Source organism: Burkholderia sp. BCC0397, from assembly GCF_902832865.1.
In the GTDB taxonomy this organism is placed as follows: Bacteria; Pseudomonadota; Gammaproteobacteria; order Burkholderiales; family Burkholderiaceae; genus Burkholderia.
Map to the genome: position 1 here is coordinate 61,573 of NZ_CADFDL010000013.1, position 12,862 is coordinate 74,434.

The 12,862-nt window shown below is 66.9% G+C and carries 16 protein-coding genes and 1 pseudogene; 5 read left to right on the plus strand and 12 right to left on the minus strand.

Features of this window, described 5'->3' with window-relative positions:
• Window positions 1–104: 104 nt before the first annotated feature.
• From HWX03_RS29090 to HWX03_RS29105, 4 genes are all read right to left on the minus strand, one after another.
• Window positions 105–557 carry a DoxX family protein gene (locus HWX03_RS29090; RefSeq protein WP_175822630.1) on the minus strand — a complete coding sequence of 151 codons (453 nt, stop codon included), beginning with the start codon at window positions 555–557 and terminating at the stop codon, window positions 105–107.
• A gap of 1 nt (window position 558) precedes the next feature.
• Window positions 559–2,448, minus strand: coding sequence for an amidohydrolase (locus tag HWX03_RS29095; RefSeq protein ID WP_175873647.1), 1,890 nt, complete (start codon window positions 2,446–2,448; stop codon window positions 559–561).
• A 19-nt stretch (window positions 2,449–2,467) separates the two neighbouring features.
• Window positions 2,468–2,635 carry a DUF1427 family protein gene (locus tag HWX03_RS29100; RefSeq protein WP_034185508.1) on the minus strand — a complete coding sequence of 56 codons (168 nt, stop codon included), beginning with the start codon at window positions 2,633–2,635 and terminating at the stop codon, window positions 2,468–2,470.
• Window positions 2,636–2,803: 168 nt separating this feature from the next.
• Entirely contained in the window at window positions 2,804–3,490 is a 687-nt protein-coding gene (locus HWX03_RS29105) for a hydrolase (RefSeq protein WP_175822633.1), read from the minus strand.
• Between the two features lie 306 nt (window positions 3,491–3,796).
• On the opposite strand from HWX03_RS29105, the gene HWX03_RS29110 reads away from it, so the two are divergent.
• A complete protein-coding gene (locus HWX03_RS29110) occupies window positions 3,797–4,075 on the plus strand; it encodes a DUF1427 family protein (RefSeq protein ID WP_175873648.1) in 279 nt (92 codons plus the stop codon).
• 79 nt (window positions 4,076–4,154) lie between these two features.
• Window positions 4,155–4,718 (plus strand): annotated as a pseudogene (locus HWX03_RS29115) (LysR substrate-binding domain-containing protein); the annotation flags it as partial.
• A gap of 155 nt (window positions 4,719–4,873) precedes the next feature.
• On the opposite strand, the gene HWX03_RS29120 reads toward HWX03_RS29115, so the two are convergent.
• The gene (locus tag HWX03_RS29120) at window positions 4,874–5,611 is read right to left on the minus strand and encodes a YoaK family protein (protein WP_175822634.1); all 738 of its coding nucleotides are present in this window, start codon (window positions 5,609–5,611) and stop codon (window positions 4,874–4,876) included.
• Window positions 5,593–5,805, minus strand: coding sequence for a DUF1427 family protein (locus HWX03_RS29125; RefSeq protein WP_175822842.1), 213 nt, complete (start codon window positions 5,803–5,805; stop codon window positions 5,593–5,595). Before HWX03_RS29125 ends, HWX03_RS29120 begins: the two co-directional genes overlap by 19 nt.
• Before the next feature lie 240 nt (window positions 5,806–6,045).
• On the opposite strand from HWX03_RS29125, the gene HWX03_RS29130 reads away from it, so the two are divergent.
• From HWX03_RS29130 to HWX03_RS29140, 3 genes are all read left to right on the plus strand, one after another.
• Window positions 6,046–6,765: a TetR/AcrR family transcriptional regulator gene (locus tag HWX03_RS29130; RefSeq protein ID WP_175873649.1), complete on the plus strand. Its 720-nt coding sequence runs from the start codon at window positions 6,046–6,048 to the stop codon at window positions 6,763–6,765.
• Between the two features lie 125 nt (window positions 6,766–6,890).
• A complete protein-coding gene (locus tag HWX03_RS29135) occupies window positions 6,891–7,766 on the plus strand; it encodes an alpha/beta hydrolase (protein WP_175873650.1) in 876 nt (291 codons plus the stop codon).
• A gap of 40 nt (window positions 7,767–7,806) precedes the next feature.
• Complete coding sequence (locus tag HWX03_RS29140; protein ID WP_175873651.1) at window positions 7,807–8,949, plus strand: FAD binding domain-containing protein; 1,143 nt, start codon at window positions 7,807–7,809, stop codon at window positions 8,947–8,949.
• Here the strand turns inward: HWX03_RS29140 and HWX03_RS29145 are convergent.
• The 6 genes from HWX03_RS29145 to HWX03_RS29170 all read right to left on the minus strand — a co-directional run bounded on the left by HWX03_RS29145 (window position 8,877) and on the right by HWX03_RS29170 (window position 12,560).
• The gene (locus HWX03_RS29145; protein WP_175873652.1) at window positions 8,877–9,146 is read right to left on the minus strand and encodes a hypothetical protein; all 270 of its coding nucleotides are present in this window, start codon (window positions 9,144–9,146) and stop codon (window positions 8,877–8,879) included. The two genes, HWX03_RS29140 and HWX03_RS29145, sit on opposite strands and share 73 nt — an antisense overlap.
• Window positions 9,143–9,421 (minus strand): DUF4148 domain-containing protein, encoded by a 279-nt coding sequence (locus HWX03_RS29150; protein WP_175873653.1) that lies wholly within the window; start codon window positions 9,419–9,421, stop codon window positions 9,143–9,145. Before HWX03_RS29150 ends, HWX03_RS29145 begins: the two co-directional genes overlap by 4 nt.
• Window positions 9,422–9,594: 173 nt before the next feature.
• Window positions 9,595–10,344, minus strand: coding sequence for an amino acid ABC transporter ATP-binding protein (locus HWX03_RS29155; protein ID WP_175873654.1), 750 nt, complete (start codon window positions 10,342–10,344; stop codon window positions 9,595–9,597).
• Window positions 10,331–10,981 carry an amino acid ABC transporter permease gene (locus HWX03_RS29160; protein ID WP_174432197.1) on the minus strand — a complete coding sequence of 217 codons (651 nt, stop codon included), beginning with the start codon at window positions 10,979–10,981 and terminating at the stop codon, window positions 10,331–10,333. The genes HWX03_RS29155 and HWX03_RS29160 overlap by 14 nt, the downstream gene beginning before the upstream one ends.
• On the minus strand, window positions 10,978–11,664 hold the full coding sequence (locus tag HWX03_RS29165; protein WP_174432196.1) for an amino acid ABC transporter permease: 687 nt from the start codon (window positions 11,662–11,664) through the stop codon (window positions 10,978–10,980). Before HWX03_RS29165 ends, HWX03_RS29160 begins: the two co-directional genes overlap by 4 nt.
• An 89-nt stretch (window positions 11,665–11,753) precedes the next feature.
• On the minus strand, window positions 11,754–12,560 hold the full coding sequence (locus HWX03_RS29170; RefSeq protein WP_175873655.1) for a transporter substrate-binding domain-containing protein: 807 nt from the start codon (window positions 12,558–12,560) through the stop codon (window positions 11,754–11,756).
• Between the last annotated feature and the right edge of the window lie 302 nt (window positions 12,561–12,862).

The window sequence follows — 12,862 nt, forward strand, 5'->3', positions numbered from 1 at the left end:
CACGCGCACCGCGAGCGGCGGCGTGCGCCGCAACCGGACGCGCGCGGCGTCCCGCTCGTCGAGAGACGGAGCAGACTCGTCGTTTCAGCGCGGTCGTCGCAACATCACCCAATTGCGGGAACGCTGCCAGCCTGGTTTCGCATATCGTTGAGCACGGTGACGAGGACGAGCCCACCGATCAGTCCCAGATGTTCGAAAAACGCGTTGAGCGCCATGAAGCGCGCAGTGCCCGTCATGTTCCAGAAGTCGGCGGCCACCAGCATCGCGACGAGTGTCAGCACACCGAGGCCACCTGCGCCGAGCCACGTGAAACGCCGGGACAACACGCACAGTGGCCCGCCGATCTCGACCACGATCGCCATCGCCGCCCATACGGACCCGGGGTGCAGACCGAAGTGCGCCTGCTCCGCGGCGGCGGCATTGAAATCCAGCAGCTTGTACACGCCCGCGATCAGATACGCGGACACCAGGATGAGCCGCGCGACCGGCAGCACCCATGGCTGCGAAAGCAGCGCGCGGATCCACGCCGGGGAGTCGTAAGTCGTATGCGTCGCCATATCAGACTGCCCAGCAGGAGCACCCGAACGCGCCCCAGAAGCCCTTCGCGTCAGCCGTCGGCAACGCACTTCCCCATGCGCTCGCGTGCGCATGCTGGTGAACGTTGCATTCATTCGCGCAACCGCACATCGCAGCGGCCGCCGCGCGCTGCAACGGCGCGCCGTTGCGCTGCGTCGCGCCCCAGCCGCCATAGCCGCCGAACTCGCGCACCGGCGACCAGTCCGGCATCGCCGGCGGAATCGGCGCGTCGTGCGATGCGAACGGCCCCGCGCCCCACACGATCTTCCCGTCGACCACCGTCAGCAACGCGGTCGTGCCGGCGATATCGTCCTCCGCGCACGCAAAGAAATCGCGATCCGGGACCACCAGGTCGGCAAGCTGCCCCACCGCGATGCGTCCTTTCTTGCCCTCTTCGTTCGAGAACCACGTCACGTACTCGGTCCACATCCGCAGCGCGGTTTCGCGATCGAGCAGGTTGCGCTGCGGATACATGCGCATGCCGCCGACCGTCTTGCCGGTCACGAGCCACGAGAGCGACACCCACGGGTTATACGATGCGACGCGGGTCGCGTCGGTGCCCGCCGACACCTTGAGCCCCTTGGCGAGCATCTTCGCGACAGGCGGCGTCGCCTCCGCGGCTTGCGCGCCGTAACGCTCGACGAAGTATTCGCCCTGGTACGCCATCCGGTGCTGCACCGCGATACCGCCGCCGAGCGCGGCGATTCGGTCCATCGATTTCTCGGTGATCGTTTCCGCGTGATCGAAGAACCAGTTCAGCCCTTCGAGCGGGATGTCTTCGTTGACCTTCTCGAACACGTCCAGCGCGCGGCTGATGGTTTCGTCATAGGTCGCGTGCATGCGCCACGGCCAACGGTTTTCCGCGAGCACGCGCACGACGCCTTCGAGATCGTCTTCCATCTGCGCGGGCAGGTCCGGACGCGCCACGCGGAAGTCTTCGAAGTCGGCCGCCGAGAACGCCAGCATCTCGCCGGCGCCGTTATTGCGGAAGTAGTCGGTTCCATCGTGGTACTTGACGCTCTTCGTCCAGTTCACGAAGTCTTCCTTCTCCGCGTTCGGCTTCTGCGTGAACAGGTTGTACGCGATCCGGATCGTCATCTCGCCCGCGTCGTGCAGCTTGCGGATCACTTCATAATCGTCGGGATAATTCTGCGAACCGCCGCCCGCGTCGATCACGCCCGTCACGCCCAGCCGGTTCAGCTCGCGCATGAAATGGCGCGTCGAGTTGTACTGATACTCGAACGGCAGCTTCGGGCCTTTCGCGAGCGTCGCGTAAAGGATCGTCGCGTTCGGGTTCGCGAGCAGCAGGCCGGTCGGGTTGCCTGCGGCATCGCGCAGGATCGTGCCGCCCGGCGGCTCCGGCGTGTCCTTCGTATAGCCGACCACCCGCAGCGCCGCCGCGTTCAGCAACGCGCGATCGTACAGGTGCAGGATGAACACCGGCGTATCGGGCGCGACCGCATTGAGTTCGGCGATCGTCGGCAGCCGTTTCTCCACGAACTGATGTTCGGTGAAGCCGCCGACCACGCGCACCCACTGCGGCGCCGGCGTGATCGCGACCTGCTGCTTGAGCATCTCCATCGCGAGCGCAAGCGACGGCACGCCGTCCCAGCGCAGTTCCATGTTGTAGTTCAGTCCGCCACGAATCACGTGGCAGTGGTTGTCGATCAGACCCGGCAGCACGCCGCGGCCGCCGAGATCGACCACCTTTGTCGCGCGGCCCGCGAGCGGCATCACGTCCGCTTCGCTGCCGACGGCGACGAAGCGCCCGGCGGCAATCGCGACCGCCGTCGCGACGGGGTTCGCGCGGTCGAGCGTCGTGAATCGTCCGTTATGCAGGATCAGATCCGGTTGGGTCACGGTTGCGGTCATATGCATCACCTCTTGTTGATCAGAAGCCAAAGAGTTGTTTGACGGTGGGTAAAGCCTGCACGCCGATCAGCATGCCGAGCAACCCGACCAGCGCAATCAACGGCGGTGCGGGAGAGCGAACCTTGATGGCGCTGTAAATCACACCGATCAGCACGCCCGCACCAAGGGAAACCAGATAAGGTTCCATGCAATAAATCTCCCGGACAAATTCAAATGCAGGCGCAGTGTTCCGACCAGCATGCCGCGGGCGGCATTCGTGTTTCGGTCACGTCCGCCGCCCGCGGCAATGGCGCCAATGCGGCGCGTTCGCATCGAACCCGCCGCACCGGCATCAGCCGTTACAGGCCGTCTGCGCTTACTTCGCCGGAACGGCCGGAATCGACTCGTGCGGCGTCGCGGTGCGCTGCGGTGCCTTGTGGAGCATCGTGTACGCGTAGTCCACGCCCATCCCGTATGCGCCCGAATGCTCCTTCGCGATCGCCATCACCGCGTCGTACGTCTCGCGGTGCGCCCAGTCGCGCTGCCATTCGAGCAGCACCTGCTGCCACGTGACCGGCACCACGCCGGCCTGCACCATGCGCTGCATCGCGAAGTCGTGCGCAGCCTGGGTCGTGCCGCCCGATGCGTCGGCGACCATGTAGATCTCGTAGTCGCCTTCCAGCATCGCGCACAGCGCGAACGTCGTGTTGCAGACTTCGGTCCACAGGCCCGCCACGACCACCTTCTTGCGGCCGTTCGCGGCCAGCGCGTCGCGCACCTTCTGGTCGTCCCACGAGTTCATCGACGTGCGTTCGAGCGTCTTCTGGTTCGGGAACACGTCGAGCAGTTCGGGATAGGTGTGGCCCGAAAAGCTCTCGCTTTCGACCGTCGTGATCGTGGTGGGGATGTTGAAGACCTTCGCGGCCTTCGCGAGCCCGACCACGTTGTTCTTCAGCGTCTGGCGATCGATCGACTGCACGCCGAACGCCATCTGCGGCTGCTGGTCGATGAAGATCAGCTGGCTGTTGTGCGGAGTAAGTACTTCAAGCTTCGGATTGCTCATGATGGTGATGTCCTTTGACGCGGAGAAAAATGAGGCTCGCCTGGCCGACGAATCCGCGAGGCGTCCAATGCGCTGTGCCGGATGCGTCGACAGTCGGCCTGCATCATTCAATACGCGAATTTGCGACCGCACCAATTAATTGTTCTGATTCTCACCACGCCCTAAATTCAGACTGAAAAGATCTGAATTTCATGGAATGCGCTAACGACGAACACGCAGACCTGATAGGCTGGCCCAAGACTTTCGGATCGACGCCAGCCCGGTAGTTATCCGCATTTTTAACGGCCGTCATTCCATTCCACATCTATGAAACCGTACATTGCTTCGCTTCTCGCCGGCATCCTCGCCGGCGTCGTTTACGCGCTGATCGGCGTGCAATCGCCGGCGCCGCCCGCCGTCGCCCTGGCCGGCCTGCTTGGCATTCTGGGCGGCGAACAGATTCTTCCCGTGGTGCGCCGGATGTTCGACGGCATCCGACTGGGAACCGCGTGGCGCGACGCGAAGTGCAGCCAGCACATGTTCGGCGCGCTGCCCGGCGCACACGCCGACGCTGCCGTGAAGCGCCGCGAATCGACACCGACGTGACAGGCAGATGTCGAGCGAATGCGGCGGCGGCCCGACCGTCGGCGCGCATGCGTGCGTGTCTCGGCACGTCGGATGACGACCATACGTCCACGCGTTCTACGAACTTGAAATGGACACGCGGCTGCGACTCTCCACCGAAGTGCTCGGCGGCACCTGGGATGCGCTGATTTCGCGGCGGGCCGATCTGATCGTCGGCGCGGCAGGCGAGCCGCCTGAACTGCCGGACATCGTGGCGCAGCCCATTGGCACGCTCCGGCACGTGTTCGCGGTCGCCCCTACCCATCCGCTCGCTGCGCTGCCCGAACCGCTGTCGATGGCGTCGATCGTCGAGTATCGCGGCGCGGTGATCTTTCCGCCGCAGTCGGTCGCGGTTGACGCTGGCCAACCGTATCTCGCGGTGCCGACGCTCGCTGCGAAACTGGCCGCGCAATGCGAAGGACTCGCGGTGGGTACGCTCCCGGACTGCATCGCGGCGCCCGCGATCGCGCAAGGCAGGCTTGTCGCGCGGGAAGTCACCGGCATGCGCGACACGACCCATTGCTATATCGCGTGGCGTGCCGACGAAGCCGGGCGCGCATTACGCTGGTGGGTCGAACAGCTCGGTCACCACGACCTCGTCGACCGGTTCACCGCGCTCGTGTGACGCTGCTCTTTCTGCGAACGGTCGAGCGGTCTCGCGCTTACCGACCTGCATCAAGCCGTTCTCGAAATCGGCGTTGAAGGAAATGAAGAAACGCGGGGCGGCTTCGCCGCCGCCCCGGTCGCGCGCGCAGCCGACGCCACGCGGGGAATCGGCGTTCAGCGCGACGCGGAAGGCTCGCCGGTCCGGCCGGATCGCCAGGTGAGGAAACCGAGCGCCGCGAGCGGCAGCGCCAGTGCCCAGAACCCGGCGTACAGGTAGGCGCTCGCCCCGGCGCCCGCGCCGAGCGCGAAACCGACAACCGGCGGCAGCGTGCGTCGCAGCCGCGCGCGTGCGGCTTCCCGTTCGGCCGGCGCGGCGATCGGCACGAGCCAGTCGAATGCATCGATGACCGCCTGCGTGACGTTGCCGGTCATCACGGTGTTCGCGACGACGGTGCGCGCGGTCAGCCGGCCGTGCGCGTTCTGCACGCCCATTGCTGCCGCACCCAGCAGCCCGCAGACGATCGTCGCGGGCGCATCGGCGTTGCCGATCGGCGACGCCGCGACGCCCGCGAGCATGAATCCGGCCAGCAGGATCGTCTGCAGCGCGTACAGCGAGCGCGCCCGCGGGCCATGCCCGCGCACGCGCATCCGGTGATCGAGCAGGCGAGCGGCCACGATTCCTGCGATGAATGCCGGAAACGCGAGCCATTTGATCATGAGGCCCTGGCCGACACCGGCGAGGCCCGAGCCGATCAGGATGAAGTTGCCGGTGACGTGCGCGGTAAAGAGCCCGAACAGCGCGACGAAGCCGAGCGTATCGACGTAGCCGGCGATCGATGCGAGGAACACATCCTCGCCGCGCAGGTGATCGGGGGCCGCCGCGCCCGCTGCCGTTACTTGCGCGGGCTGCATGTCGTGGCTTCCGCGGTTGTGTCGGCGGTGTCCGCATCGTGGAACTGCGCGGCGCGCGGGACCGCCTGCTCGTCGGCGACGATGCCGAGCAGGCGCGCTAGCGCGATCAGCGGCGCTGCGGGCGATTGCACGCGCCCGAGGGGGTGCAGGAAGCCGACTGCGATGCTGGCTCCCGGCGAGATCAGATGAGGCATGGTCCGTTCCGGTTGCGCCGCGGGCCGGGACGACAGGATGGCGCCCAGCCCGTGCGGCGGTTCTGAAGCAAGACTAGGGAACGTCGGCCCGAAAGTCATGGCGGCGAGCTGAATTTTTCTGAAAGCGCCGAACGGCGCACGGCTCGGCACGGCGCCCACCTGCATGGCCGGCCGCGCCGGGGCGCGCGTTGCCATCTTTCGATCGACAAGGGCAGAATGGCCGCATTCAGGAGCCGATGCATGACCAAAGCCAAGCGCAATGCCGCGCCCCGCACGCGCGGGACGACCGTGGACGCCACCGCCAGCCCATCGGGCCGCCGCCTCACGCCGGAAGCACGCGAGCGCCAGATCGTCGAAAAGGCGGTCGAGCACTTCGCGACGCATGGGTTTTCCGGCAGCACGCGCGAACTCGCGCGACAGATCGGCGTCACGCAACCCCTGCTCTACCGGTATTTTCCGAGCAAGGAGGCGCTGATCGATCGCGTGTACGACGAGGTCTACACGTGGAATCCCGACTGGGAAAAACTGATCGCCGATCGCGCGATCCCGCTGCAGCAACGGCTCGTCATGTTCTACCGCTCGTATGCGCAGACGATCCTGCGGCGCGAGTGGATCCGCACGTTCATCTTCGCGGGCCTCAGCCGCGAAGGCTTCAATACGCGCTACCTGTCGCGGCTGCGCGAACGCGTGTTCCTGCCGGTGCTGCGCGAGCTGCGGCACGAGTACGACATCGCGACGTCGGCGTCTGAAGCACAGCGCAACGCGGAAATCGAGCTCGTATGGAGCCTGCACGCGAGCATCTTCTATCTCGGCGTGCGCAAGTGGGTATATGGACTGCCGGTGCCCGACGATCTCGACGCGGAAATCGAACGGCAGATCGACGCGTTCCTCAACGGCACGCCGGCCGCGCTGAAGCGGGTCGCGTCCGGCGCATCCGCGAAGCGCCCGCGCCGCAGGTGATGCAGCGGCGCCGCGCTCGGACTGATTCAGAACGATTCAGCCGCGACGTTCGTCGCTTGGCCTATGCTCGGACAGCATCGGACGCGTGCCGTCTCGCGCACCGCCCGCAGAACCGGGATTCCCCCATGACGACCGACACGCTTGCCCTCACCCATCACACCGTCACCGCGAACGGCATCCGCCAGCACCTCATCGATGCCGGCGCGGGGCCCGTCGTCGTGCTGCTGCACGGCTTCCCCGAAACCAGCTTCGCGTGGCGCTTCCAGATTCCGGCGCTCGCGCGGCACTATCGCGTGATCGTGCCCGACCTGCGCGGCTATGGTGAAACCGACAAGCCCGCGGCCGGCTACGACAAGCGCAACATGGCGCGCGATCTCGCCGCGCTGCTCGACGCGCTCGGCATCGAGCGCATCGCGCTCGTCGGGCACGATCGCGGCGCACGCGTCGCGACGCGTTTCGCGAAGGACTTCCCCGAACGCGTCGAGCGGCTCGTCGTGATGGACAACGTGCCGACGCGCATCGTCGCGCAGAACATGACCGCGCAAACGGCGCGCGCGTACTGGTTCTTCCTGTTCCACCAGGTGCCCGACCTGCCGGAGGCGCTGATCGCCGGCAAGGAAGCCGAATGGCTCAGCTATTTTTTCGCCGACTGGTGCTACAACCCGCACGCGATCTCGGGCGATGCGTTCGACACGTACGTGCGCGCGTATCGGCGCCCGGGGGCCGTGCGCGGCGCGCTGGCCGACTATCGCGCGAACGCGGAAGACGTGCAGCAGGATCTCGTCGATGCGGACATCAGGATCGCGTGCCCGACCATGGCGATCTGGGGCGAGGATTTCTACGCGGTCGGCAAGATGTTCGACATGAAGGCCGTATGGGAAGGCATGGCGACGAACCTGCGGGCCGAGCCGATCGCGCAGTGCGGGCATCTGCCGCACGAGGAGCAGCCCGAGCGCGTGAACGCGCTGCTGCTCGATTTCCTGCGCGGCTGGGCCGGCTGACGCGACGCGCGCTGCACGCCGATCATCGGGAGAACGTCAGATGGAACACGGATCGGGCCGCAAGGCCGTCATCGCCGGCGGATCGGTCGGCGGGCTGTTCGCCGCGACTGCGCTGCGCGCGGCCGGCTGGGACGTCCGCGTATTCGAGCAATCGCCGCACGAACTCGACAGCCGCGGCGGCGGCATCGTGCTGCAGCCGCCGATCGAGCGCGCGTTCGCGTTCGGCGGCGTTGCGCTGCCGCGCGAAGCAGGCGTCGATTCGATCGACCGGATCTACGTCGATGCGCAGGACCGCATCGTGCAACGCTTCGCAATGCCGCAAACGCAGACCGCGTGGAACGTGATCTACACGGCGCTCAAGCGTGCGCTGCCGGCCGGGATCATCCACGCCGGCGACGCGTTCGAGCGGTTCGAGCAGGACGGCGAGCGGATCGTCGCGCACTTCGCGAGCGGCCGCGCCGAGACGGCCGACCTGCTGATCGGCGCGGACGGCGGCCGCTCGACCGTGCGCGCGCAGTTGCTGCCGGACGTGCGGCCGACGTATGCGGGCTATGTCGCGTGGCGCGGGCTCGTCGACGAACGCGCGCTGCCCGAGCAGGTGCTGGTTCTGCTGCGCGAACGCTTCACGTTCCAGCAAGGCGACCGGCACCTGTTCCTGACCTATCTGGTGCCCGGCGCCGACGGCGCGATCGAACCGGGCAAACGGCGCGTGAACTGGGTGTGGTACCGGCGTCTGGCGTCCGACCGGCTGCCGTCGCTGTTCGTTGCGCGCGACGGCACGCAGCGCGACGGGTCGCTGCCGCCCGGTACGATGCGCGACGACAACCGCGCGGAACTCGTCGACGCCGCCGACCGGATGCTCGCGCCGACGCTCGCCGCGCTGGTCGATGCAACACCCGCACCGTTCGCACAGGCGATCGTCGATCTCGCGGCCGAGCGGATGGCTTTCGGCCGCGCGGTGCTGCTCGGCGACGCCGCCTGCATCGCGCGCCCGCACACGGCGGCGGGCGTCGCGAAAGCGGCGGACAACGCGGTCGGTCTCGCCGAAGCATTGCGCGACGTCGCACGCGACGCCGCGTTCGACGCCGCGCTGGCAGGCTGGGACGCCCGTCAGCGCGCGGCCAGCGCGCTGCTGTCCGCGCGCGGGATCGCGCTCGGCGCACGGCTGATGGGCGCGGCGTGACGGTTCGCCGGTCGGGTGTCGACTGCCGCGCGGTGCGGATCGAACCCGGGATCCAGCGCACGCAGCACGCTCGCGCGCCCGCCGTCGTCGTCGGGCAGTTGCGGCTGCCCTCGCGCGAAAGCCGGCACCGCGGCCGCCGCAAGCCATGCGGCGATCGCCAGCCCCGTCACGCGTGTCGATACGGCGCCCCGCTTCATTGCGCGCTCGCCGTCGATACGGCGGCCGACGTCGCGGCCATTGCCGTGTGCCGGTCGCCATGCGCGATCGCATACAGTTCGCGATTGCGCGCGATCGTCTGCGTGCTCGGCGGATAGTCCCAATTCGACGTCGGCAGCGTGCCGTCACGCTCCGCCTGAATCAGATCGGCGCGCACGTCGGCGCGCGTGACCGTATGGTCGGTGGTTTGCGCAAATGCGACGAGCGGTGCGCTCAGCGCACAGGACAGCAGGACTGCACGAATCAGGTCGTTCATGATGTTCACCTCTCGATATGGCGTGTTCGCGTCCGCAGATCAGGCCGGACATCCGCTCCGCATCGATGCGATGAGGAGTGGTATCCATTCTGCGATTCACGCGCTTTCCGGAAGGTGAGGCTTTGATTACGGTCTTGTCATCTGATCGCGGGCCGGCCGCACGGCAGTGTCAGTCAGCGCGGAACGGTTTCCGTGTTCCGGACGCTGCCCAGAAACCGCGTCAACTCCACCGTCTGCGGCCGCTCGAAGATCTCGTCGGCCGTCCCGCTCTCCCACACGCGCCCCTGGTGCATGAACACGATCCTGTCGCTCACCGCCCGCGCGAAGTTCATCTCGTGGGTCACCATGATCAGCGTCATGTCCTCGCGCGCGAGTTGCTCGATGACGCCCAGCACCTCGCCGACGAGCTCGGGATCGAGCGCGGACGTGATCTCGTCGCACAGCAGCACTCTCGGCTTCATCGCGAGCGCCCGCGCGATCGCGACGCGCTGCTGCTGGCCGCCCGACAGGTGTTCCGGAAACGCGTCGAACTTGTCGCCGAGGCCGACGCGCTCGAGCATCAGTTCCGCGATCGCGCGCGCCTGCTGGCGGTGCGACTTCTTCACCACCGACTGCGCGAGCATCACGTTCTGTCCAGCGCTCAGGTGCGGAAACAGGTTGTATTGCTGGAACACCATGCCGACCTTCAGCCGCAGCGCACGCAGGTCCGCGTGCCGTGCATCGACGCGTTCGCCGTCGACCGAAATCGTGCCCGCGTCGATACTCTCGAGCCCGTTGAGCGTGCGCAGCAGCGTGCTCTTGCCCGAACCGCTGCGGCCGATGATCGACACGACCTGCCCACGCTCGACCGACAGGTCGATGCCCTTGAGCACATGATGGGTGCCGAAGTTCTTTTCGACACCCCGGGTTTCAACGAGCGGCATGCCATCTCCTTTGCAACGTGCGCGCATAACGGGTAAGCGGATAGCAGAGCGCGAAATAGATCAGCGCGACGAGGCCATACACGACGAACGGCCGGAACGTCGCGTTCGAGATCGCGATGCCGACCTTCGTCAGCTCGGTGAAGCCGATGATCGACACCAGCGCCGTATCCTTCACGGCCTGCACGCCGAAGCCGACCGTCGGCGCGATCGCGATGCGCGCGGCCTGCGGCAGGATCACGTGACGCAACTGCTCGACGTAACTCATCGCCAGGCTCGCCGACGCCTCCCATTGCCCTTTCGGCACCGCCTCGACGCAGCCGCGCCAGATCTCGGCCAGATACGCGCTGGTGAAGAACGTGAGCCCCGCCGTGGCCGCGACCCACGGCGGAACGTCGAGCCCGACGAGCGGCAGGCCGAAGAACACGATGAACAGCTGCATCAGCAACGGCGTGCCCTGAAACACCTCGATATAGAGCTTCGCGACGCCGCGCAGCAGCGTCGAACCCGACACGCGCATCACGAGCAGCCCGAGGCCGACGAGGCCGCCGGACACGAACGACACGATCGACAGCACGATCGTCCAGCGCGCGGCCAGCAGCAGGTTCGCGAGAATCTGCCCGAACGTGAAATCGGTCATCGCGCACCTCGCACACGGCGTGAGAACAGGCGGCGGCCCATCGCGCCGAGCGTGGCGCGCAACAGCAGCGCCATCGCCAGATACGCGAGCGTAATCACGAAGTACGTCTCGAATGCGCGGAAGTTGCGCGACTGGATGTAGCTGGCCGCATAGGTCAGGTCGGCCACCGAGATCTGCGACACGACCGCCGAACCGAGCATCGTGATCACGATCTGGCTCGACAGCGCGGGAAACACCTTGGCGAGCGCCTGCGGCAGCACGACGTGGCGCAGCATCTGCGCGCGCGACATCGCCAGTGCGGACGCTGCCTCCAGATGCCCTTTCGGCACGGCGGCCACGCCCGCGCGCACGATCTCGACCGAGTACGCGCCGAGATTGAGCGTCATCGCGAGGATCGCGGCCGTGTATTCGTCGATGTGCACGCCAAGCGCCGGCAAGCCGAAGAAGATGAAGAACAGCTGGACGACGAACGGCGTATTGCGGATCGCCTCGACGTACGCGCCGATCAGCGGGCGCAATCGCACGGCCGCACGCGCGTCGGCGCTGTACGCGGCCGCGCCGAGCACGCCGACCGCCACGCCGAGCACGGTCGCGACCGCGGTCAGCGCGAGCGTGATCGCCGCGCCGCTCGCGAACACGCCGGCGTACTCGGCGAGTTCGCCGAATTGAAGCTGGTAGCTCATGGGAAGTGGGTCAATTCGGGTTCGGACAACGACACGCGCCGCGCCGGCCATGCCGGCCGCGGCGCCGTGTCAGGCGACACGGCGATTCGTCACAGTCCGACCGGCAACGGCTGGCCGAGCCACTTCCGCGACATCTCGCCCAGCGTGCCGTCCTGCTTCGCATGCGCGATCGCATCGTCGATCTTCGCGAGCAGGCGCGGTTCGTTCTTGTTGACGCCGACGAAGCACGGCGAATTCTTGATCACGAACTTGACCTCGGGGCGGCGCGGCGGATTCTTCGCGAGAATCGCCGCCGCGACGATGTTGCCGGCCGCGATCAGTTGGACTTGCCCCGACAGGAACGCCTGGATCGTCGCGTTGTTGTCCTCGAAGCGCTTGATCGTCGCGCCCGGCGCGAGCTGCGACAGCGCGATCTCCTCGAGCGCGCCGCGCGTCGCGCCGACCGTCTTGCCGGACAGGTCGGCGGGCGCGCTCACCTTCACGTCGGACGGCCCGAACACGCCCTGGAAATACGGGGCGTACGCACTCGAGAAATCGATGACCTTCTCGCGCTCCGGGGTCTTGCCGAGCGACGAGATCACCATGTCGACCTTGTTGGTCGTCAGGTACGGAATCCGGTTCGCACTGTTCACGGGCACCAGCTTCAGCTTGACGCCGAGCGCCTTGGCGAGGAGTCCTGCCATGTCGATGTCGTAGCCCTGCGGCTGCATGTCCGTGCCGACCGAACCGAACGGCGGATAGTCCTCGGGCACCGCGACGCGCAGCGCGCCGTTTTTCGCGATGGTGTCGAGCGCATCGGCATGGGCCGGCGCGGCGGCGAACAGCGCCATCACGGGCGCGGCGAGCAGCGCAGCCAGCCAGGTGCGTCGGGGGAACGGTCGGGTCGTCGGGCTCACGGTGAATCTTCCTTGTCTGGTATGTCGTCGGGCAGCGCGCAACCGTTGCGCGGCCAACACCTCTCCAGCAAAAACCGGGCCATTGCCGTGAAACGCCTGCCGCACCGGCATGAGGCGGAAATTTCGGTGAACTGGATTCCTCATTTCGGTGCATGAGCCGGCACCGTCGGTAACGGTTGCCCCCGCAGAGCGCGCCGGCGCACCAAATTACCTATCTGGTTCACCCGTCGCCGAGGCCCTATGCACGGATTCGAACAGGCTCAGTCCAAATTTGCATTCTGTTTGTGACGGGAATTACGGCT